This window comes from Lysinibacillus macroides (assembly GCF_001281525.1).
Taxonomy (GTDB): Bacteria; Bacillota; Bacilli; order Bacillales_A; family Planococcaceae; genus Lysinibacillus; species Lysinibacillus macroides.
In genome coordinates this window covers 1480736-1502273 of the sequence record NZ_LGCI01000005.1, presented here as the reverse complement: position 1 = coordinate 1502273, position 21538 = coordinate 1480736, and the positions used below count along the sequence as shown (strand labels likewise).

Here is a 21538-nt window from a genome sequence, read left to right as displayed (position 1 = left end):
TAAAAAAACAGGTACTCTCTTCGCTTATTTGGCGAGTGGAGTACCTGTTTTTATGGTTTTTTAGCTGTTTTGACATGAAGATGAATTGCATCTAATTCATAGCCAAAGTGCTGATAAAACTCCTGTTGGACCGCTTGTTGCAAGGCATGCAAGCGTTCTTTTAATGGATAATCAATGGGTAGCTTAAGCTGTATCGTCACAATTGCTTGCACCTGCTCGCCTAGTATAAATTGCACCTGCTCCACCTTCTGTACAATGGTCTGCTTACGACAGCAATAGGTTAGTAGCTGAACGTATACCTGCTTGCCAATTTCAATATATTCCCGCTGAAAATCAGGACGCACAATCGTTGTTTCACCAATTTTCTCACGTTTAGGACTAAAAATTTCTATACCCTTTTGCACTAAGCGCTTAAAAAAATTTTGCTCGACTTGGCGATATGGGATAGGCATTACATGCTTCCCCTGTGTTTGACGAATAAAGCGTGCCTTTTGAATATCCTTAGAGGAACGAACATCCCCCACATCATAATACTGCTCAATAGGTCCTAATGCTAGCTGCTTTGCAATACTATTGGTCATTTTATTTGATGTACCAATAATTAAAATCGACTGAACCTGATAGCTAGCTAACGCTTTCTTCACAGCCTCCCGATGCACTTCATCTGTAAAAATAGCACGTCGTACAGCCGTAATTGTATTTTTTTCAAACTTTGCTGACACACCAGCTACTCTTGTACCATTAACAATCAGTAAACCATCATCGATAATGGCTTCGACATCTAATTTATGCGCAAAGGCAAGCGCGCTGGTACTTTTGCCTGTGCCGCTTGGTCCACTTAATGAATATACTTTCAACAGCACTCTCCTCCTCTCTTAAAAATGGATGTATCTTGCTGTGTAATTGTTAAGATCAAGTCAAATATCTCTTGCTCGGTTCTCATCAAGCTCCCCCAATGAAGAAATTTTCCTATTTAGTATAATACAAGTTTAGCTATTTCGGAAAGTCCACTCCTAAAAAACTAGGTTTCTCTACCGTAAAATTCGCTAGCCTATGCAACCATTTTCTTTATTAAATAAATATTTTCTTTTTTCAGAATATCTTGCCCTTTCTACGCTTTCGTATGATAAAATGTGAACTACTATTCTTTGATAGGAATCCTCATAGAACAATAAGGAGTGTACGTGTTTTGAAAATCATACCATCTAAAAAAATGTCATTATTTACACCAGCAATTTTCGGAGATTTAAAAAACTTTGCGAAACAGCAGCAAGCAAAGGGGATGCATATGATTGATTTAAGCTTAGGCAGCCCTGATATTCCCCCACATGCGAAAATTCGTGAGCATCTATCCCACCGAGCAAGCCTAGCAGCATCTTATGGCTATACGCTCACAGGTACACAGCGATTCTATGAAGCTGTTAGCCGCTACTACAAGCGCCGTAGCCATGTTGACTTAGACCCCGCTTCGGAAATTATTCAAACAATGGGCTCACAGGAGGGCTTAGTTCATTTACCAATTGCCTTCTGTGACCCTGGCGATATTGTACTCTCTACCAATCCCGCTTATGTTGCCTATGATGCAGGCATTCATTTAGCAGGAGCAACACCTTACTATATGCCCCTAACAGCGGCTAACGATTATTTACCTGACTTAGACGCGGTGCCTGAGGAAATTGCCTATCAAGCAAAACTATTAATTTTAAACTTACCAGGCAATCCAGTACCTGCTATGCCGTCTTTCGCCTATTTTGAAAAGGTGATTGCCTTTGCCAAAAAATACAATATTATGGTGTTGCATGATGCAGCCTACTCTGAGTTTTATTTTACAGGAGATCAGCCAATTAGCTTCCTTGCTGCACCAGGTGCGAAAGAAGTTGGCTTAGAAATTAACTCCCTCTCAAAAAGCTTTAGTCTTGCTGGAACACGAATTGCCTATATCGCAGGTAATGCGGAGATGATTGCTGTGTTAAAGCAACTCAAATCTAATTTAGACTTTGGGATTTTTGAGCCGATTCAGGAGGCAGCGATTGTCGCACTTGATCATGCGGAGGAAGTGACTGACCATCTCCGTGCAACCTTTTCAGAGCGCCATAAAACGCTTATGAACGGCTTACAAGCATTAGGCTGGGAAGCAGCTCCGTCAGAGGGAGGTATGTTTGTCTGGGCGAAATATCCGTATGATATTGACTGTACAGAACTAGCCTTTCAATTGATTGAGCGAGCTGGCGTTGTCACAGTTCCTGGAACCGTATTTGGTACTGCGGGACAAGGGTATTTACGCTTAGCATTAGTACAACCAAAAGAGGTGCTGCAAGAGGCAATCGAACGCTTAGCGCAAGTGCAATTAATACCACAACCTTAATCAGACAAAAACCCTTCTAACGTTGCAGGCTAGAAGGGTTTTGTTATGATTTTTAAAGCCAGACATCATTTTCTGCTGTCTGTGCTGTTCTTTCTTCACCAGTATTTACTACACCGCTAGGTTCTACAAGCATAATTTTACATTCTGAAGCAGCGTAAGGTTTATGCTCCACATTGCGTGGTACAACAAACATTTCACCTGCACCTAAACGCACTTCACCATCTAGGAATTCAATTGTAGTTTTATAAAAAAGTTTAATCACTTAAAAAAAGTTCGATTATTTAAAACAAAGATTGATAATTTATATTAAAGTTTGATTAAACATCCTGTGTTGATATGCAGGATTTTTTTATTCAACAAACGGGCTATTTAATGGAATAAGGCTTCCAATTAAAAATGAATATTTAAGTTCATATAGCTGTTTGATTATGAAGAATGTACTTAAGCTAATAGTGCAGGATAATGGAACAAGTTAAACATAATTTTTGTAACAGATAGTAAAAATGTTCGTCAAATCTTATGAGGGAGTGATGATATTGAAAAAAATTAGCTTAATTTTGTCTTTTCTGTTTTTATCAATTGGTTTATTTGGTTGCCAACAAAGCAGTGGAATCGAAAATAACAATGATAATATTACAACACAAAATGAAGCAACCGAGAATGATGTAACGAATAAAAACTATGATATTGCAGGGATTGTTACCGAAGTAGATAGTGAGAATAAAGGAGTATTATTAGATTTAACAGAAATGGGAAATGAAAGGGCGGAACAAATGTGGGTTTTTTCGAAAGAGAACACTAAAATTTATAATGAAAACGAAGAAACTGTTCGTTTTGAGGACATAAAGACAACAGTTACATTAAAAGCTAATCTTAGCAAGTGCAATCAACCAGCAATACCACAATGCTCTGCAAGAGAAATTGTAATTGAACAATAATTAATCTTCTTTCGCTACTGGGTGCTCATCTATAATAAAATAACATAAGACAAAATATATGATCTTCCATAACAGGGCGCGATTGTGGAGCAACACAGGTAGAAAATAATCAAACTTCTTTTATAAAACCTAACTTAAAACTGCTAAAGAGGAATCCCTTTTGATCAATCTTTTTTCAAAAGGGATTCTTCTTATTTATCGTAAAATAAGGGTTTGCGAGGCATTTTTGCTCAAACTTTATTTCAAAGCAACATCAATGATTAAATTCCCTTCAATCACTATAAAAACTTCATCCGTATCTTCATGCTTATGCCAAAGAAAATCGTCCCGCACTTTCACAAGTTTAAATTGATAATCATTCATTTCTGCAATTACTTTTGGCGCCCACTGATCTTGAAATTTAGCTAATTTCTCTTGAATATTAATCGGTATGTATGACATGCTCTCTTCCCCACCCTTTTTATGCATCTCCTCAAAGAATAGCATAGTGACCTTCTCTTCTATCAAAAAACAGCTACTGCAGCAAGGCAGTAGCTGATCATACATCATATTTTTGATGGATATCATCTTCATAACGGTTATAACGTTGTTTAAAGAGCTTAAATAAATGGGACACAAGCACCTTAAAGATAGCGTAGCCTGGAATCCCTAAAATCACACCAGGTACACCGAATAACGAACCTGCCGTTAACAGTACAAAAATAATCGTAATCGGATGAATGCTTAGTGATTTCCCCATAATTTGTGGAGAAATAAACTTCCCTTCGATTAACTGAACAATCGTCCATACAATTGCTAGTTTCACCAGCATAAATGGGGATGTTACTAGCGCAATAATAACAGCGGGTGTAATCGCAATAACGGGCCCTAAATAAGGTACAACACTTGTAATCATTGCTAGGAAGCCAAGTAGTAGTGCATATTTCATACCGATAATTAAAAAGCCAATCGTCACCATTGCCCCTATGCACATAGAGACCAAAATTTGGCCTTGAATATAGGAGCTAATTTGCTTGTCCATATCATGAAAAATATCAGTCATTTCTTTACGCATACGTGGGGGACAGATTTTTAGCATAAATTTCGGTAATTTTTCGCCTTCTTTTAGTAAATAAAATAAAATAAATGGCACCGTTACAAGCGATAAAATAATACCTGTTAATGTAGATAAGAACCCTGTTATACCTGATGCGACGCCCTGTGCAACATTCGCAGCCGTATCCTTCACTGTTTCAATCATATCCGTTGTGAAATTATTCACAACTTCATCATAATTCATATTAATTTTATCTAAGTATTCATTAAAGCGTGATTGATTCAGGAATTCAACAATATTTTGCGTAAATGCCATAAAATACTCAGGAAACTCCTGGACTAAATTTGTGAATTGGTCGCGTAAAAATGGATAGACCAACACAACCAATAATGTAATAACACCGATAACAGCAATATAAAGCAGTAAAATACCCCAGATTCTTGGGATTCGCCCTCTCACCAATAGCGCTAACAATGGGCGCAATAAATAGTAGCCAATGACAGCTAATACCCCTGGCAAAATCACTACTTCAAATAATACTTGAAGGGGGGTAAAGATAAAGGAAACTTGATTAAACATAAAAATTACACATGCCACTAGCAATAAAATCACCAGTGTAAATAATAGGTTTCTACCACCTAAAAAACGAATAAACTTGGTTGCTAATAGGTTTGAACGCTCTTTTGGTCTCTCTTTTTCCATATATCCACCCCAATCCATATGCTCTCCCTTTATAGTACAGGATCATGCTGGTTTTTGCGAAATATCTACTCTAGTGAAATACCTAAAAAATCACTTAAAAAGGCTTTGTTTTGCTCCACATCGATGACGATCGAATCACCTGCATGGCTAAAGTTTTGGAATTGATAGCTACCCTCAATCGGAATCGTTGCTTTTTCAATGTTGACCTTGCCTTTTGATAGTAATTTAAGCACTTGCTGCATTTCCTCAGCAGATGAATAATCTGTTGTAATATAGCCCTGTGCTGCTCCAACGAATTTTGGTAAATGCAGCATATTCGTAGGCGTTAACAGTTCCGTTTTTAAGGCCTCTATGACTTTTTGCTGACGTGCAACACGACCGAAATCGCCTTCTGCATCTTGACGGAAGCGTGCATATCCTAACAGTTCCTGCCCATTTAGACGATGTACACCTTGCTTAAGCTCTACATCAATATGTTCAGACATATCCTTTTCCACATCCATCTCTACCCCATTTGGTGCTAAAATATCAACCAATGCTTCAAAGTTTTTAAAATCAATCAGAGCATAGTGATGAATTGGTAGCCCGAACATATGTGTAAGTGTATCTTTTAATAATTGCACACCATCTAAGTAGTAGGCTGTATTTAGCTTATACGACTGATAGCCGGGAATATCTGCATAAATATCACGCATAAAGGAAACAAGCTTCATATCATTATTGGCTTTATTCCACGATAATACCATCATTGTATCGGTCCGTGACTTTTCCTCCCCACGTGTATCCACACCTAATATTAAATAATTTTCGATATCGCCTTTTATCGCGTCACCCGTAAAATTCTCCTGCATTACATTGGTATTAGTGGCAAGCTTTAAGCCACTGCGATATTGCATCACAGAATAACCCACGAGCACAATCATACAGAGTATCAATAGGGTAAAAATGGCTCTTCCTTTACGCAATCGACGTTTTCTGGGACGTTGTGAGCGTCTTGTATATTCTTGCTCTTCCATACTGTCTAACTCCTCTATTTTATAATAATTAATGTAACGAATGTGTCGCTGGAAAGTTTCATCTTTCTTTTTGTTTTGCAAATGCTATAATAATGTTCACATAAAGAAAGGATGATTTAAATGATAGAAAAAGCTGCATTTGCGGGCGGTTGCTTTTGGTGCATGGTCAAGCCGTTCGTTGAATGGGATGGTATACATAAAGTAACATCTGGTTATATGGGTGGTCATCTCGAAAACCCCACCTATGAGGATGTCAAAAAAGGGACTTCTGGTCATGTAGAAGTCGTAGAAATTGAATTTGATCCAGCGATTTTTAGCTATGAGCAGCTCCTTGATATTTACTGGATGCAAATTGACCCAACGGATGCTTATGGCCAATTCCATGATCGCGGCGAATCCTATACAACAGCCATCTTTACTTATACAGCTGAGCAAAAGCGCCTTGCAGAAGCCTCCAAGGAAAAGCTGGCGAATAGCGGACGCTTTGATAAACCTATTGTAACCAAAATTCGTGATGCCGAACACTTCTATCCAGCAGAAGATTATCATCAAGATTATTATAAAAAAGAAGCTGAACATTACCAGCAAGACCGCGCTATTTCTGGTCGTGATGCCTTTATTGCCAAGCATTGGGGGCAATAAATAAAAGCCTTATTTCTCTCGATTACCAAAGAGAAATAAGGCTTCTATCATGCAAACGCAAAAGTGCCCTTCCTATATCAAAAAAGTTTTAGCTAACCTTATATTCAATAATTAGTAAGAAAGGTGCTTACGATGAAAAATAATAGTGTTGATTACATGGTAGTCTGCTTGCCACCAATCCCAAACCTAAAGGCACTCCTCAAGGTAAAATTATTATGAATGCGACTTCCTATCAGCCTGCTATAAAGGATTTCCTGCTAAAAAAGCTTGCAATGCTTCGAAAAAGCGTTTGCCATACTTGTCAAATTTCACCTCACCAATGCCGCTCACATGGCGTAGCTCTTCCAATTGGCTTGGTTTTTTATCACATAATTCACGCAATGTTTTATCTGAGAATACTACAAATGGTGGCACACGTTCTTCATCGGCAATTTGCTTGCGAAGCACACGTAAATGCTCAAATAGTGGGTCATTCGTTGCAATTTGGCGAACGACCACTGCCTCCTTGCGCATAACCTGTTGCTGGCCAAGCAGCACCTCCTTGCCCTCTGCTGACACATAAATAGTTGGATATGTACCGTGCTTTACTGCTAATAAGCCTTCTGCAATTAAAAATTCAATAAAGCTTGACACATCCTTTAAGGAATATTGCCCCTTTAATAAACCATAAGTGGATAGACGCGCAAAGCCAAAGTCAGTAATTTTTTGGTTTTTAGAACCAATTAAGACCTGTGCCACCATGGTCTTACCGAATTTTTGTCCCATGCGCACAACACAGGCTAACACCTTCTGTGCATCCTCTGTGACATCTGTTACAGCTCGTCCATCATTACAATTACTACAACGGCCACAGGGCTGCTCTTGGACCTCTCCAAAATAAGCCAAAATCGCATTTTGCAGGCAGCCCTCCGTATGACAATAATCGACCATTGTTTGCAGCTTCGCTAATTCTTGGGGAATCCGTGTCTCATCCTGAGCTTGTTCAATTAAAAAACGCTGGGTTTGCACATCTCCTGAGGCATATAGCAAAATACAGGCACTTGGTAAGCCATCACGCCCTGCTCTGCCTGCCTCCTGATAATAGCTCTCCATATTGCGCGGCATGTGATAATGCAGGACAAAACGCACATTGCTTTTATCAATGCCCATTCCAAAGGCATTTGTCGCTACCATAATTCGTGCCTCATCCTTTAAAAACCGCTCCTGCTCCAGCATTCGCAAATCCTCTGATAGCCCCGCATGGTATTTCGCAACTGCTTCGCCTGCACGTTGAAGCATGTCATAAATGGCATCTACTGCCTTGCGTGTAGCAGCATAAATAATACCAACTTCCTGGCTATTTTTCAGTAAATAATTTTTAATATAACGCTCTTTGTTTTCACCAATTAACACAGAAAGCGCCAAATTATTACGGGCAAAGCCTGTTATCACCGTTGCTTGTTCATCAATTTCTAGCAGTTGCCGAATATCCTCACAAACCGTTGGCGTAGCTGTAGCTGTTAGCGCCAAAACAGTGGGCTTTTGCGGCCATAGGGTAACAAGCTTTTGAATTGATCGATAGCTCGGGCGAAAATCATGCCCCCATTGTGAAATACAATGTGCCTCGTCCACTGCGATCAGTGGCACAGCAACATGTGACAGCGCCTGTAAAAAGGCTGTGCTATCCAGGCGCTCTGGTGCAATATACAAGAGCTTTAAATAGCCAGCACTTGCAAGCTGCATCGTTTCATCCACTTCCTGTGCTGTCAATGTACTATTAATATAGGCAGCAGGAATATTGGCAGTGCGTAACGCCTCTACCTGATCCTGCATCAATGAAATCAGCGGGGAAATAACAATCGTTAGCCCTTCAAGCATGAGCGCAGGAATTTGATAGCAAATCGACTTTCCTCCACCTGTTGGCATCACACAAAGGCTTGATTGCCCGCGTAATGTTTGCTTAATAATTTGCGCTTGGCCTTGGCGAAAGTTTTCGTAGCCAAAATGATGCTGTAGCATTTGTCTTGCTCGCTCCATAGAATGTTCACTCCTCGGTTGTTAGATGTAGTAGCTTGTACTCGCCTTGTTCATTTTTTGATAATTTATACAGGACCGTAGAATAAGCCAAAGCCTCCTGTCCTGCTGCATTGGTCAAGATATATTCCGTTTTCGCTTGCACTAGGAGATGCTGTCCCTCTACGCGAATATTCTGAATGTCCGTGTCAGAGAAATGTATTTTTGCTTGTTTAGAGGCATAGTAAGCAACCATACCAGCCAAGGTATCTTGTAAATCCTCTGTGCCTACGATTGGCTGCATAACGCTGGCATCCTGTATCGCTACTGCTCCCTTTAAATACTTATGGAACACCTCTAAAAAGAGCTTGATTTCATCTGTATTATATGCAAACAAATTTTCACCATAATGATCGATAGCTTGCTGTACAGCTTCTTGATCGCCCTGCTCAATATACGGATATAAATTTCTGGATTGAGATAATCGCACACTAGCTTTCATACCCTCTTCTATCCATTGATCCATCAGTGATTGAAGCTCCTTTAGAGGCAGTATGTACGGCTGTGATTTCCCCTGCTGTTGACGTTTAAAATAAAGACCAACAATAGCCCCACTATCAGCCTCCATCACAGGGCTTCCTATAGGTAAAGCTTCTTGCGCATCAATATAGTAAGCGGCGATCTTGTCCTGATATTGTTGAATTGTATAAGGTGAGCCATTCACATAAACGGCCAACTGAGATAGCTCACCTTCATAGATTTTCGGGACTCGCACATGTGCTTTATACGATATCTGCAAAAGAGCAACATTATAAGCGGTTGACATAAAATGAACATTTGCTGCCACTAACTTGTCTTGACCAAATTGTACAAGGGCAGTTGGTTTCGATGCAACCAGTGCACCATTTGTTAAAATATATAGCTGATCATCTTGTTGCTTGATAACGATGCCTGCACCAATCCCATACTCTCCGATAACCTTAACCTCAGGCACTATTTTTTGTGCTTGCTTCGTCGTCACGGTCGTTTGTACCTCTGCATTGTTTAGCTCAGAGGATCCCTTATCACAGCCTGTTAACAATAACATAGCTGCTCCGACTATAAGCCTTTTTTTATACATACGTTCACCAAAACTTTCTATAGTAACATTCTCTCCTGTCTATCATAATCAAGGATTTAGGATGTTTCAAGTTTACATAATAATATTATTTATATTTAAGTATTAGAAAAATGCAGTAACCATTCTAAATTTATTTCATTCTACCTATTATTATTTACGGAATATAAAATTTGCTATGAGAATTGAACGAGCACCTCATCATAAAATAATATTCATTAAAAAAGACATGTGCACTATGCCACATGTCTTTTTCATCTATTTTTTCTTAACAGTCCTGTCGTGGCGATAATGCACACCATCAATCCTAAAAAGATTATATACGTCCATGTATGGTTGCCTGTTCTATCATAGCAAACCCCAATCATCATCGGAATAATGGCGCTTAACATAAAGCCACCTGATAGCACCATCGATGACCAGCTATTAGCCTCCAGATCATTTTTGGCTTCGTCAAGCGGTAATAACAGGCCAATGGGAAATAGCCCACTTAACACAATGCCGATTAATAAAACAGCCAGCCACAAATAAGCACCTGACATAAGCCATAGGAGCGTAAAGCCTATCAATCCTACAAAGCCAAGTGCTAGTAACCATACCGTCCGACTTTGCCATTTTTCCATAAGTAGTGGCACCGCAATATTACCAAGCATTTGCACAATGGACATAAACGTTAACATGACGCTTGCTGTTTCAAGTGACATGCCTTTATCCTGCAAGAGCGGTGTAAGCCATGCCATCATTGAGAAAAACAGCGATGTTTGTAAACCAAAGTATAGTAAAATTGCCCAAGCACGTCCTGATGTCCATGGATTACGGGCATGTTCAATCGTTGTGATCCTTTGTAGCTGCTCATTGCTTTGCGCTGGTATCGCCCACAGCCATATCACTAGTGCCATCACAGCAAGTAAAGCCCAAATTCCAAGGGCAACCGTCCAGCTATTACCAAAGCTCTGATAAAAGGTCACGCTTAAGGCGGCACTTAATGTAGCACCTATGCCAATACCAAATGAATAAATGCCCACAACGGTTGTAAAACGTTGGGGAAATTTGTTCTTGATATAGGCATTTAAAATAGGACCCATTATCGCAATCGCCAAGCCTGCAGCAAAGCTTGTCATAACTAGCAAGAGATAGCTTTCCTGTAAAAAACGTAGCCCATTGGCTAGGATAAGGATAACCAATAAGAGCGCGATGGCTGATTTCGTGCCAATCTTGCGTTGAAGCGGTACAGCAAGGGAGGCAAATAATCCCATACAAAAAACAGGGATAGATGTAAGTAAGCTTATGCTTGTACTGGAGACATGTAAGGATGTCATTAGTACATTGAATAGTGGTCCAATCCCTGTTACTGCTGGTCTCATATTGAGTGCAACAAAAAATATACTTACCACCATAAGTATGAGTGAGATAGTCCATTGCCTTTTAGCCATTTGTTTGATCCTCTCTACTGTCACGCAACATTCATTTCTGAAAGAGTTTATTCATTACTTTATCCTTTTACCATGTTTTCTATAAACGGTCAATCATTGGACCGTCTGCTTGAAGATGGCTGTTTTTTTATTACATATTTTCAGGTGATTCAATACCCAATAGCGCTAATGATTCTTTTAAGACAATCGCAACACAACGACATAGTGCAAGACGAGATGCTTGTTGTTCATCGTCAGCTAATATTTTATGCTGTGCATAATATTTATTTAATAAACGTGCCAGTTGTAAGGCATATTTCGCTATTTGGGACGGATCAGTCTGCTCAAAAGCCATAACCACCGCTTTTGGAAACTGCTCCAGTAATAAGATAATCGGCCAAGCCTGCTCTCCTAATGGTGTGAACGTCATATCTTGAGTTGGTGCATTTGCTTTATCTAAAATGGAACAAATACGCGCATACGTATACTGCACATATGGTCCTGTTTCGCCCTCAAAATTCATCATTTGCTCAATTGAAAATTCAATATCGTTTAGACGATGGTATTTTAAATCATTAAAAATTACCGCTCCAACCCCCACTTGCTGTGCTACTCGCTCTTTATTTGGAAGATGAGGATTTTTCTCCTCAATATTACGCTTCGCCGTCGCAATGGCCTCTGCTAGCACATCAGCTAATAACACCACTTTGCCTTTACGAGTCGACATTTTTTTACCATCCTTCAGCATCATGCCAAATGGGACATGCTGCAGATTCTTTGCCCAAGGATAGCCCATTTTTTCGATGACCTGAAAAAGTTGTTTAAAGTGGAGGGACTGCTCATTGCCAACAACGTAAAACATCTTTTGGGGCTGGTAGTGCTGTTGGCGATACAGGGCTGCTGCTAAATCACGCGTCGCATAAAGCGTGGCTCCATCCGTTTTCGTTATTAAACATGGAGGCATCTCCTCCATCTCCACAACATACGCACCTTCTGATTCCACAAGGAGCCCTTTTTCTTTTAATTCTGTTACAACGGACGGCATTTTGTCATTGTAAAAGGCTTCACCTATAAAGGCATCAAAATGAATTCCTAATAGCTCATATATTGTTTGAAATTCTATGAATGACACATCTCGGAACCATTGCCATAATGCCTGTGCCTCTTCATTACCGTCCTCCAATGCTTTAAAGGCGGCACGAGCCTGTTCATTGAGCGTTGGGTCTTGCTCGGCCTCTTCATGAAACTTCACATAAATCTTTAATAACTCCTCTATTGGTGACGCTGAAATAGCTTGTTTATCACCCCAAAGCTGATAAGCAACAATAAGCTTGCCAAATTGTGTACCCCAGTCCCCTAAATGATTGATACGAATGGCTTGATAGCCATTTTTTTCTGCAATATTTGCTAAGGCATTGCCGATGACCGTTGAACGTAAATGTCCCATCGAGAATGGCTTGGCGATATTAGGAGAGGAAAAATCTAAGACGACCGTTCCCATCTTTGTTGGCGTAGTACCATATTGTTGCTTGTCGCGCAGAATCTTGCGTAACACCTGTTGCGTCACCTTTTGTTGATCAAGAAAAATATTGACATAGCCACCAACGGCTTGCACACGCTGGATACTGTCATGGTTTAATTGACTTGCTATATCTGCTGCGATACTTTGCGGAGACTGTTTCCACACTTTTGCTAGGGTAAAGCATGGGAAAGCCACATCCCCTAGCTCCAAGCTTTTTGGTTTTTCTAATAATAACAATATTTCCTCTCCTGTTATTTGTTGCTTTACTGCGACTGCTATACTATCAGCGATTGGTTTTTTCATCTTGCTCTTCCTCCTGTTCAAATAAAAAGCCCTCGCCTCTAAAATTAGAGACGAGAGCATGATAATCCCGTGGTACCACTCTAGTTGCCATGTGACATGACCACTTTCCGTTGTTAACGAGGTGACGCCCCGCTATTCTCTACTATTTGTTCAAGAATCTTCTCCAAAGTGCGCTTCATTCATGGTTCCTGCATTAGGCTTCCACCATCCCTAACTCGCTTGCCAGTCCTCCCATCAATTACTCTCTTTTTCATCGAATTTTTCTATGATTTTGACATATATTACAGGACTTTCTTTTTGGCGTCAACCCTTTATCGTTTGGCAAAAAAACGCCCCTCATTAAGAGGAACGTTCCTTTTCAACATAGCGAATAGCATCTGCCATAATCGCATACATTTCTTTTAATTTCAGTTTCTTATTGTCCTTGATTTTATCAGCTACTTTTTCTGTCACAATACCTTTATCGATCAACGTATCCCAACTTGTTGTATTCGATTCACCAATCAGTACATCCGCTAAATATTGTGCCACCTCATCACGTGTGATTGTCTCATCACCTGTGCTGTACACTTTATTAATCACAATTTCAAGCTGATCACGCATATTGGTAGCATTTTCTGGATAGGCACGTAACATGCTTTCTTTTAATGTTTTCGCAAATTTTAGTTTTGTTGCTTTACTATCTACGTTTAAATCATTATCATAGCCACCTACCACAAGGCCATAATTGATTAATGTTTGAATCGCCTCATCATACCATTCTCCTTGATATGGATAATCAACAGAAAAGGCATCGACATATGCGCCTTGCTTAGCTAGTTGCTTTCGCAGTGAAGCAATTAGATCTTTGTCCTGGCTCATTTCTCTAAAGCTTATAGTATGCTCAAGGGCTAGCGCTGCTGCTGTGCCTGCCGCTTCCCCTGCCACCATTCCTGTTGGCACAATACGTGCACTTCCCGCTGCTAATGAAGAATAACCAGCCGAACGTCCAACTACCAGTAAGCCATCAATATCCTTTGGTACAAGTGAACGGAACGGAATAGCGTATTGCTTTGGTGCAGCAATAACATAGCCATAATCGTGTGGTGTTTGCGCTTGAACATCGACGGGATAGGATGCAATGCCAATGCTATCCCAATGATCGCTGTTCGTCCAAATATCAGCCATTGGTAATTGATATTCTGCCCAAATATGTCTTGTTTCTCTAACATATAATTCCTCTGGATAGCTCACAACTTCAGCCTGTTCAAACCCTGGGAAGTGTTCCTGTAAATAATGTAAAATATGCTCTGTTTCTTTTTTCCCTACTATAATAGCAGCTTGCTTGGAATGTTCACTCAAGCCATCCACACCAAAAATTTGTAAGGCATTAATAAAATATTCATCATCCACGCGTGCTAAATTCAAGCCTCGTAATCTTACTCCCTCTTGAAGAGGCTTGTATTCATCATGAAGCTTTGTAAAGCCCCACATCACGCTAGCGTTTAAGTTAGCACCACCAAATACATCGGAGTTGGCCGCTGCTTTCACTTGATCCCAATCCACATTTTTTAAATGCAGCATTAACGTTACTGCCATACGTTTATCCTTAATGCCAATGTCCTCACCACCAACAAAATAAGGAACACCTGCCATCGTTGCAAAATCAGCATCCTGTGTCGCATCAATAAAGGACTTACCTGTTACAACATATGTACCAAATTCATTTTTTAATGTCACAGATGCTAATTGCTGTTGATTGAGATTCGCCTTGATGACCTCTGTTTGTACGGACAATGTTAAGTTTGGCTCCTCATCAACAAGCTTTTTAAAGGCTGCCTTTGCTCCTACAATCCCAAAAGCATCTTTGCCTTTCACAAGCTTATGCCATTCTTTAAAAATGCCTTCACTGAGGGAATGATTATTACCATCACGTGGAATATCAAGAAAATTGAGCATACCGTATGTAAATAAGCCACCTAATTCTTCTCTTTTTTCAACCAGTAATGTTTTTGCGCCATTTCGTGCCGCAGCTACCGCAGCCGCAACGCCCTCTGGCTCGCCACCAATGACAATCACATCATATTGTTCCTCAATATCCTGTATGGGTACTGGCTTTTGATATGCCTCTACTAATTGCTGATAGGCCCGCTCGCTTATCATTTCTTTAATATAATAATAGGCACCCAGCCCCAATAATATAACAATAATCGTAGCGGCTACCCACAATATTTTTCTGCCCATAAAACACCTCCTATAGTTAATATTTCCATGAAAAAGCTGATGTAATCACTCTTTCCATTACTCTATTTTATTTGCGATGTATTCATGAAAGGGTTTGTTTGCTGTTTAGCTATTGGTATAAAAGTGAGGGAGTAATAAGTTTCACCAAATAGCTTTGTGGTCGAAACATGTCAAGTGATCCGAAGTAAAAACAGTCAGCCTCCATTTTAGTTGATACTACGTTTAATAGGCAATGGAAAATGATGCAATGTTTCCATTCTTTTTCAAGAACAGTCAATCACCTGACATAATAGACGTCTTCTTCTCGTAAAAAGTTACAGATAAAAAATTTTTATTGTACCTTTATTCAATTTATGTGTCATAAAAATAGTAAAAAGAACGCCAAACCTTGATTTAATAATGTTTATAGACTATGGAACATATTTCATGCTATACTAGAGCCATTGTGAAAAAAGGAGGAACTTGCATGATTCAAGTTAGTAATGTAGGTCTTCGCTATGGCGATCGTAAACTATTTGAAGACGTAAATATAAAATTCACACCAGGCAATTGCTACGGTTTAATTGGGGCAAATGGTGCTGGTAAATCAACATTTTTAAAAATCCTTTCTGGTGAAATTGAAGCCCAAGAAGGTAACGTATCGATGGGTAAGGACGAACGTTTATCTGTCCTGAAACAAAACCACTTTGAATACGATGAGCATACAGTGCTCGACACAGTAATTATGGGAAATAAACGCCTTTATGATGTGAAAACAGAAAAAGACGCTATCTATGCAAAGGAAGATTTCTCAGATGAGGATGGCATGCGTGCTGCAGAGTTAGAAGGTGAATTTGCAGAGCTAAACGGTTGGGAAGCTGACTCAGAGGCAGCAACATTGTTAAACGGTTTAGGTATTTCAGATGATCTTCATTACATGCTAATGGGCGATCTTGAAGGTTCTGATAAGGTCAAAGTATTACTTGCACAGGCACTGTTTGGTCAGCCTGATGTGCTATTACTCGATGAGCCTACCAACCACCTTGACTTAAAGGCTATTCAATGGTTAGAAGAATTCCTCATTAACTTTGAGAATACAGTTATTGTTGTATCCCATGACCGTCACTTCTTAAACAAAGTATGTACACATATTGCGGATTTAGACTTCTCTAAAATCCAATTATATGTAGGGAACTATGATTTCTGGTATGAATCTTCTCAATTAGCGCAAAAAATGGCACAAGACCAAAATGCGAAAAAAGAAGAGAAAATTAAAGAATTACAAGCGTTTATCGCACGTTTCTCTGCGAATGCTTCTAAATCCAAGCAAGCGACATCTCGTAAAAAAATGCTGGATAAAATCGAGCTGGATGATATTAGACCATCAAGCCGTAAATATCCGTTTATCAACTTCCAAATTGGTCGTGAAATCGGTAATGATGTCCTAACAGTGGATGGTCTTACTGCGAGTCATGAGGGCGAAACATTATTCAAGGACATTCGCTTCTCGATGAACAAAGAGGATAAAATTGTTTTACTTGGTAGCCCAATGGCAAAAACAGCGCTTCTCGATATTTTAATGGAAGAAACAGAAGCGGATGCTGGCACATTTAAATGGGGTGTGACAACATCGCAAAGTTACTTCGAAAACGACCATGATAAATACTTTGAAGGCTCTGAGAAATCATTAGTAGAATGGCTACGTCAATATTCTCCAGATGATGAAACAGAGAGCTTCCTACGTGGCTTCCTAGGACGCATGCTGTTCTCTGGTGAAGAAGTGAAGAAATCCCCTGCTGTTCTTTCTGGGGGCGAAAAAGTACGTTGTATGCTATCGAAAATGATGCTTGCGACAGCAAACGTTATTTTACTTGATGAACCAACGAACCATCTTGACCTTGAATCCATCCAAGCATTGAACGAGGGCTTAATTCGTTTCAAAGGTGCGATGATTTTCACATCTCATGACCATCAGTTTATCCAAACTATTGCTAACCGTGTCATCGAAATCCGTGAAGACGGCTCGATTTTAGATAAGCAATTAACCTATGATGAATTCTTAGAGTGGAAAGACAGCCAAGGCTTAAGCTAAGGGAAAAATCCTCTGCCTGAAATTATTGGCAGAGGATTTTTTGTTTATTTAACATACCATTGCAGGGCATTATGATAGAGTATTTTATTCCTCAAACCTTTTAAAGGCTAGCACGGCATTATGGCCACCAAAGCCAAAGCCATTGGATAGCGCAATGTTGACAGGTTGCTGCAGTGCCTCGTTTGGTACATAGTTTAAATCACACGCTGGATCAGGTGTTTCATAATTAATTGTTGGTGGAATAATGCTATCCATTATACTTTTCAATGTAATAATAGCTTCGATCCCACCAGCCGCGCCAAAGAGATGCCCTGTCATTGATTTTGTGGAGCTAACCTTTAGTTGATAGGCATGGTCACCAAAAACGTGTTTAATAGCCTTCGTTTCAGATTTATCTCCCTCTGGTGTGCTTGTGCCATGTGCGTTGATATAATCGACAGCTGAGCCATCAATATCACCCATTTTTAATGCCAGCTTCATGGCATTGGCAGCACCCGTAAAATCAGGTGCTGTAATGTGATGAGCATCGGTTGTGACACCATAGCCAACAATCTCACCAAGAATCGTAGCACCCCTTTGTTTGGCGTGTTCATATTCCTCTAGGAACACGATGCCAGACCCTTCAGACATAACAAAGCCATCTCGCTCGCTATCGAATGGTCGACTAGCCTTTGTTGGCGCATCGTTTCTTGTGGACATGGCTTTCATACGAGAGAATCCTGCAAAGCTAAGTGGATTGATGGGTGCCTCCGCTCCACCTGCTAAAATACCATCCGCATAGCCATGTCGAATCGCTAGGAACGCTTCTCCAATGGCCTGGTTTCCTGTCGCACAGGCCGAAACAGGTGAAAAGCTTGGCCCTTTAAAGCCCGTTTTAATCGCTAGAATCCCTGCAGCCATATTGCTAATCATCATCGGTACCATAAACGGGGACACCTTTCTTGGCCCATTATCGAGCATAGCCTGATGATTTTCTAAAATCGTCTCAATGCCCCCGATCCCTGAGCCAATGTATACGCCTAAACGCTCCTTATCCACCTGCTCCATATTTAAATTGGCTTGCGTCAGGGCTTGTTGGGAAGCGGCAACAGCATATTGTACAAATAAATCATACTTACTGATTTCTTTTTTATCCATATACTGCGTTGCATCGAAATCCGTGATCGTCCCAGCAATTTGCGTATTAATGCCGCTAAATGCCTCCCCTTGAATATTTCGAATCCCTGATTGTCCTGCTTTAATATTCTCCCATAAGGCTGATACTGAATTACCTAACGGGGAAACAACACCATATCCAGTAACAACGACTCTTCGTATCATGTACATCGCTCCTTTTTGTTTTCGTTTTTTATTTTAACAATTCCTGTAATTGCGCCAGCATTTTGAGAAAGAAAGCTTCTCCTAAAACGCGTTTGTATTGTAATGCCCCTTTCGTACTTGAAATAAGGAATACAGCTAGTGCCTCCAAATCATTAGTGGCTTGGAGGGCGCCCTGTTGTTTAGCATCTTTCAGTAGCTCTACAAAGACATCGATTTCCATTTGGCTAAGCTGCTGAAGCTTTTCTTGCATCGGTTGCGGTAATTCTTGATAGTCTGCCTGTAAAGCTGAGATAGGGCAAACACCATCTTGCTCAAGGAATTTTACACGCTGCATAATAAAGGCAAAAGGCTTTTCTTCAGCTGGCATAGTGGACTCTTTAATCAGTGTATAAGCCCCCACTAACCCTTGTTGAATTCTTTCGCAAACAGCGATCCCTAAATCTCCCTTCTTCTCAAAATGATAGTGAATACTTGCCTTCGTAACGCCAAGCTCCTTTGCTAAATGCTCATAACTAAATGATGTGAAACCTTTTTCCTGAATATTCTTCAATGTTAATTCTATAATTTGCATTTTTCTATTTGTCATGGCTTTATACTAACTTACTAGTAGGTAAGTGTCAATTTAAAAAAGCAGCAGATAAAAACTATATATCTGCCGCTTGCGTGGTTATTGCATTTCCTTTGTTGGTCCCATCACACCAGGTACTGGTAAACCAGCTTGACGTAGCAGGACCGTCATTTGTCCACGATGATGTGTTTGATGGTCGATTAATACACGTAATAAAGCCCCTTTTGGCATGGGTGCCGTAAAGCCATTTACTACCTCTAGTAAATCGTCATTCGAAAGCTTAGCCACTTCCTCTTTGATACCGTTTGCAACGCTTTCATAGGCTGTCACGATCTCAGCTGCAGTCGTTGGTACAGGATCTTCTTGACGAATCATTGGTACTTTTAACCCTGTTAGATAGCTAAAATAACCAGCCGCCCCAACTAAATGCCAACCTAACCAGCCAAGTGTACTATGACCCTCTACAATACTTTGCGCTAGCTTGTCATCTGTTAAAGCCTGTAATACTTGCAGTGTTCCCTTCGATGCATTTGACCATTCTTGTAAAAAATCATCTACTTGTCTATACATATCTTTGCCCCCCATTTTTAACTTCATTTCTATCATAGTTAATTTTCCATTCTGTTACAAGTTTCTAGTATTTAGTTTACATAATATTATTATAAGATAAATATCTTATTTCATTCGTATAACACACTCCCTTCACGTATAATGAAAGAAAATAGCGAAGGAGTGTGCTTATGAGATACCATGTTCTCGTACTTTCTCTTGCATTTCTACTTGCTGGCTGTCGTGAAGAAGTCAAAGAAGAGCCTGTGCCATCGCCAACACCACCTGTGGAGGACAAGCAATCAGATGAACAAGATCAAACGTCACTTCTATCCTATTTTCCACCTGATGGATCCGTCGCCTCTTTTCAAGGGGAAGGAAATGAGTTTGCCAGCTTCACACTAAAAACAACCTATCTCGATACACAGCATATCGCGCAAATAGAGGATAATGGTGGTGTGACACTATTAAAAATCTATCGTATAACCGATGCAAGCATTGATCTTGTCTATCGAGAACCCGTTGACAGCAATCCAAGCATGCCAAGTGCAGCAGCGGCAGCTTCTTACCCTGTACTGGAAACCATACTTCAAAAGCCATTACAAGTCGGGATGAGCTTTCAAGGTTGGACCATTGAATCAACGACCGCCACTGTCGATACAGGCACAACGGTCTATCAAGATGTCATCCAGCTAAGCCGCTCTAAAGATCAAATGACGACAATCAAATATTTTGCAAAAGATATTGGCCTAATCCGCACAGAGGATACGATGGAAACAGAGCAAGATGAGCCATTTGTTGTGACATCAACCTTGCAAAAAATAGAATAATTGAATGAAAACAGGCGTCCTGCTTGGGCGTCTGTTTTTTAGCAAAGGGGGGCCATACATGAGTGAAATACATAATGCAACACCAAAGCAAGAAGACTTAACGGAAGAAGAATTTATTGAACTTGTACTCGAGGAACAGCAAAAAGCATTGGCACAGGAGCGAGAAGAACGCATTCACGGAAAAAAGCCCAAAAAACAAAAGCCTTTTGTACGCTGGATTGTGTGGGGCATGGCATTGGTGCTGTTTTTCAATACGTTCGCCCTAATTTTTCAAATTTATTCCATACCAGCAATTGAATTTTTGAAGGCTTCAACGCGACTCTCGACACAAGAGGATATCCAAACCTATAAAAAGGCAGTCGTTGAAATTTCGACAGGCTCCAGTAAAGGCACTGGTTTTGCCATCTCTCCTGATGGTCTGATTGTCACCAATGCCCATGTAGTAGAAGATGCGATGTCATTATCTGTTGTCTTTCCTGATGAGGGATTAATGAAGGCAACATTAATCGAGAGCGATCCAGCCGTAGATTTAGCCTTATTGCAGGTGGAAGCGGAGCAACTCCCCTCTCTTCCTCTTGCAGAAGATCCAGCTTTTTCTGCAGATGAACATGTCTATTTTATTGGGAACCCCCTTTCCTTCACGGGCATTGCCAATGAAGGGACATTACTTGAAGCCATCCAATTAGAGGATTGGCAGGAGCCTGTTATGATGTTAAAAGCACCTGTTTATCGTGGTAATAGTGGTAGCCCTGTCATCGATCAACAGGGCGAGGTCATTGGGGTGATTTTTGCAACGATGAAATATGAGCCCATTGGACGTGTCGGCCTGTTTGTACCTGTGCAACAGCTCCAACTTTTATTAGAAGAGCAACATAAAAAATGAGCCTGCTTATAACAGGCTCATTTTTTATGGGAAGTTTAGGGTTTACATA

17 protein-coding genes, 2 pseudogenes and 1 other annotated feature are annotated in these 21538 nt (G+C 40.2%); of the genes and pseudogenes, 6 read left to right on the top strand and 13 right to left on the bottom strand.

Features of this window, described 5'->3' with window-relative positions; all coding sequences use genetic code 11:
- Positions 1-50: 50 nt before the first annotated feature.
- Complete coding sequence (locus ADM90_RS10190) at positions 51-857, bottom strand: AAA family ATPase (protein ID WP_053994843.1); 807 nt, start codon at positions 855-857, stop codon at positions 51-53.
- Between the two features lie 332 nt (positions 858-1189).
- Between ADM90_RS10190 and ADM90_RS10185 the strand changes: the two genes are divergently transcribed.
- Positions 1190-2365: an aminotransferase class I/II-fold pyridoxal phosphate-dependent enzyme gene (locus ADM90_RS10185; protein WP_053994842.1), complete on the top strand. Its 1176-nt coding sequence runs from the start codon at positions 1190-1192 to the stop codon at positions 2363-2365.
- 52 nt (positions 2366-2417) lie between these two features.
- On the opposite strand, the pseudogene ADM90_RS10180 reads toward ADM90_RS10185, so the two are convergent.
- Positions 2418-2600: pseudogene (locus ADM90_RS10180) on the bottom strand (cupin domain-containing protein); the annotation flags it as partial.
- A gap of 301 nt (positions 2601-2901) precedes the next feature.
- Between ADM90_RS10180 and ADM90_RS10175 the strand changes: the two are divergent.
- The gene (locus ADM90_RS10175) at positions 2902-3303 is read left to right on the top strand and encodes a hypothetical protein (RefSeq protein WP_053994841.1); all 402 of its coding nucleotides are present in this window, start codon (positions 2902-2904) and stop codon (positions 3301-3303) included.
- 252 nt (positions 3304-3555) lie between these two features.
- Here ADM90_RS10175 and ADM90_RS10170 read toward each other — a convergent pair.
- The 3 genes and pseudogenes from ADM90_RS10170 to ADM90_RS10160 form a co-directional block, all read right to left on the bottom strand.
- Positions 3556-3744 (bottom strand): annotated as a pseudogene (locus ADM90_RS10170) (cupin domain-containing protein); the annotation flags it as partial.
- Between the two features lie 97 nt (positions 3745-3841).
- Positions 3842-5041, bottom strand: a complete 1200-nt coding sequence (locus ADM90_RS10165) for an AI-2E family transporter (protein ID WP_083448519.1) — start codon at positions 5039-5041, stop codon at positions 3842-3844.
- A gap of 65 nt (positions 5042-5106) precedes the next feature.
- Complete coding sequence (locus ADM90_RS10160) at positions 5107-6057, bottom strand: LCP family protein (RefSeq protein WP_053994839.1); 951 nt, start codon at positions 6055-6057, stop codon at positions 5107-5109.
- 120 nt (positions 6058-6177) lie between these two features.
- Between ADM90_RS10160 and msrA the strand changes: the two genes are divergently transcribed.
- Positions 6178-6699, top strand: a complete 522-nt coding sequence (gene msrA / locus ADM90_RS10155) for a peptide-methionine (S)-S-oxide reductase MsrA (RefSeq protein ID WP_083448505.1) — start codon at positions 6178-6180, stop codon at positions 6697-6699.
- 240 nt (positions 6700-6939) lie between these two features.
- Here msrA and recQ read toward each other — a convergent pair whose 3' ends face one another.
- The 5 genes from recQ to ADM90_RS10130 all read right to left on the bottom strand — a co-directional run bounded on the left by recQ (position 6940) and on the right by ADM90_RS10130 (position 15268).
- Positions 6940-8715 (bottom strand): DNA helicase RecQ, encoded by a 1776-nt coding sequence (gene recQ, locus ADM90_RS10150; protein WP_053994838.1) that lies wholly within the window; start codon positions 8713-8715, stop codon positions 6940-6942.
- Positions 8716-8722: 7 nt separating this feature from the next.
- A complete protein-coding gene (locus ADM90_RS10145) occupies positions 8723-9778 on the bottom strand; it encodes a TcaA NTF2-like domain-containing protein (RefSeq protein WP_235473417.1) in 1056 nt (351 codons plus the stop codon).
- 284 nt (positions 9779-10062) lie between these two features.
- Positions 10063-11241, bottom strand: a complete 1179-nt coding sequence (locus ADM90_RS10140) for an MFS transporter (protein WP_053994836.1) — start codon at positions 11239-11241, stop codon at positions 10063-10065.
- A 130-nt stretch (positions 11242-11371) separates the two neighbouring features.
- Positions 11372-13045: an arginine--tRNA ligase gene (argS, locus tag ADM90_RS10135; RefSeq protein WP_053994835.1), complete on the bottom strand. Its 1674-nt coding sequence runs from the start codon at positions 13043-13045 to the stop codon at positions 11372-11374.
- 43 nt (positions 13046-13088) lie between these two features.
- Positions 13089-13308 (bottom strand) — a binding site (T-box leader).
- Positions 13309-13384: 76 nt separating this feature from the next.
- The gene (locus ADM90_RS10130) at positions 13385-15268 is read right to left on the bottom strand and encodes an FAD-dependent oxidoreductase (protein WP_053994834.1); all 1884 of its coding nucleotides are present in this window, start codon (positions 15266-15268) and stop codon (positions 13385-13387) included.
- A gap of 466 nt (positions 15269-15734) precedes the next feature.
- Here ADM90_RS10130 and ADM90_RS10125 point away from each other — a divergent pair, with 466 nt between their 5' ends.
- Positions 15735-17339, top strand: coding sequence for an ABC-F family ATP-binding cassette domain-containing protein (locus tag ADM90_RS10125; RefSeq protein ID WP_053994833.1), 1605 nt, complete (start codon positions 15735-15737; stop codon positions 17337-17339).
- 84 nt (positions 17340-17423) lie between these two features.
- On the opposite strand, the gene fabF is transcribed toward ADM90_RS10125, so the two are convergent.
- From fabF to ADM90_RS10110, 3 genes are all read right to left on the bottom strand, one after another.
- Entirely contained in the window at positions 17424-18659 is a 1236-nt protein-coding gene (gene fabF, locus ADM90_RS10120; protein WP_053994832.1) for a beta-ketoacyl-ACP synthase II, read from the bottom strand.
- Positions 18660-18687: 28 nt separating this feature from the next.
- The gene (locus ADM90_RS10115; RefSeq protein ID WP_053994831.1) at positions 18688-19245 is read right to left on the bottom strand and encodes a TetR/AcrR family transcriptional regulator; all 558 of its coding nucleotides are present in this window, start codon (positions 19243-19245) and stop codon (positions 18688-18690) included.
- 81 nt (positions 19246-19326) lie between these two features.
- The gene (locus ADM90_RS10110) at positions 19327-19797 is read right to left on the bottom strand and encodes a DinB family protein (protein ID WP_053994830.1); all 471 of its coding nucleotides are present in this window, start codon (positions 19795-19797) and stop codon (positions 19327-19329) included.
- Positions 19798-19967: 170 nt separating this feature from the next.
- Between ADM90_RS10110 and ADM90_RS10105 the strand changes: the two genes are divergently transcribed.
- On the top strand, positions 19968-20606 hold the full coding sequence (locus ADM90_RS10105) for a hypothetical protein (protein WP_053994829.1): 639 nt from the start codon (positions 19968-19970) through the stop codon (positions 20604-20606).
- Between the two features lie 58 nt (positions 20607-20664).
- Positions 20665-21489, top strand: a complete 825-nt coding sequence (locus tag ADM90_RS10100; RefSeq protein ID WP_053994828.1) for a S1C family serine protease — start codon at positions 20665-20667, stop codon at positions 21487-21489.
- Positions 21490-21538: the final 49 nt, after the last annotated feature.

Bases quoted from the DNA above. Each gene is read 5' to 3' on its own strand.
- recQ (WP_053994838.1), bottom strand. From the start codon at position 8,715: ATGGAGCGAGCAAGACAAATGCTACAGCATCATTTTGGCTACGAAAAC.
- ADM90_RS10130 (WP_053994834.1), bottom strand. From the start codon at position 15,268: ATGGGCAGAAAAATATTGTGGGTAGCCGCTACGATTATTGTTATATTA.
- ADM90_RS10160 (WP_053994839.1), bottom strand. From the start codon at position 6,057: ATGGAAGAGCAAGAATATACAAGACGCTCACAACGTCCCAGAAAACGT.
- ADM90_RS10165 (WP_083448519.1), bottom strand. From the start codon at position 5,041: ATGGAAAAAGAGAGACCAAAAGAGCGTTCAAACCTATTAGCAACCAAG.
- ADM90_RS10100 (WP_053994828.1), top strand. From the start codon at position 20,665: ATGAGTGAAATACATAATGCAACACCAAAGCAAGAAGACTTAACGGAA.
- ADM90_RS10140 (WP_053994836.1), bottom strand. From the start codon at position 11,241: ATGGCTAAAAGGCAATGGACTATCTCACTCATACTTATGGTGGTAAGT.
- msrA (WP_083448505.1), top strand. From the start codon at position 6,178: ATGATAGAAAAAGCTGCATTTGCGGGCGGTTGCTTTTGGTGCATGGTC.
- ADM90_RS10125 (WP_053994833.1), top strand. From the start codon at position 15,735: ATGATTCAAGTTAGTAATGTAGGTCTTCGCTATGGCGATCGTAAACTA.
- ADM90_RS10145 (WP_235473417.1), bottom strand. From the start codon at position 9,778: ATGTTATTGTTAACAGGCTGTGATAAGGGATCCTCTGAGCTAAACAAT.
- ADM90_RS10115 (WP_053994831.1), bottom strand. From the start codon at position 19,245: ATGACAAATAGAAAAATGCAAATTATAGAATTAACATTGAAGAATATT.
- fabF (WP_053994832.1), bottom strand. From the start codon at position 18,659: ATGATACGAAGAGTCGTTGTTACTGGATATGGTGTTGTTTCCCCGTTA.
- argS (WP_053994835.1), bottom strand. From the start codon at position 13,045: ATGAAAAAACCAATCGCTGATAGTATAGCAGTCGCAGTAAAGCAACAA.
- ADM90_RS10105 (WP_053994829.1), top strand. From the start codon at position 19,968: ATGAGATACCATGTTCTCGTACTTTCTCTTGCATTTCTACTTGCTGGC.
- ADM90_RS10110 (WP_053994830.1), bottom strand. From the start codon at position 19,797: ATGTATAGACAAGTAGATGATTTTTTACAAGAATGGTCAAATGCATCG.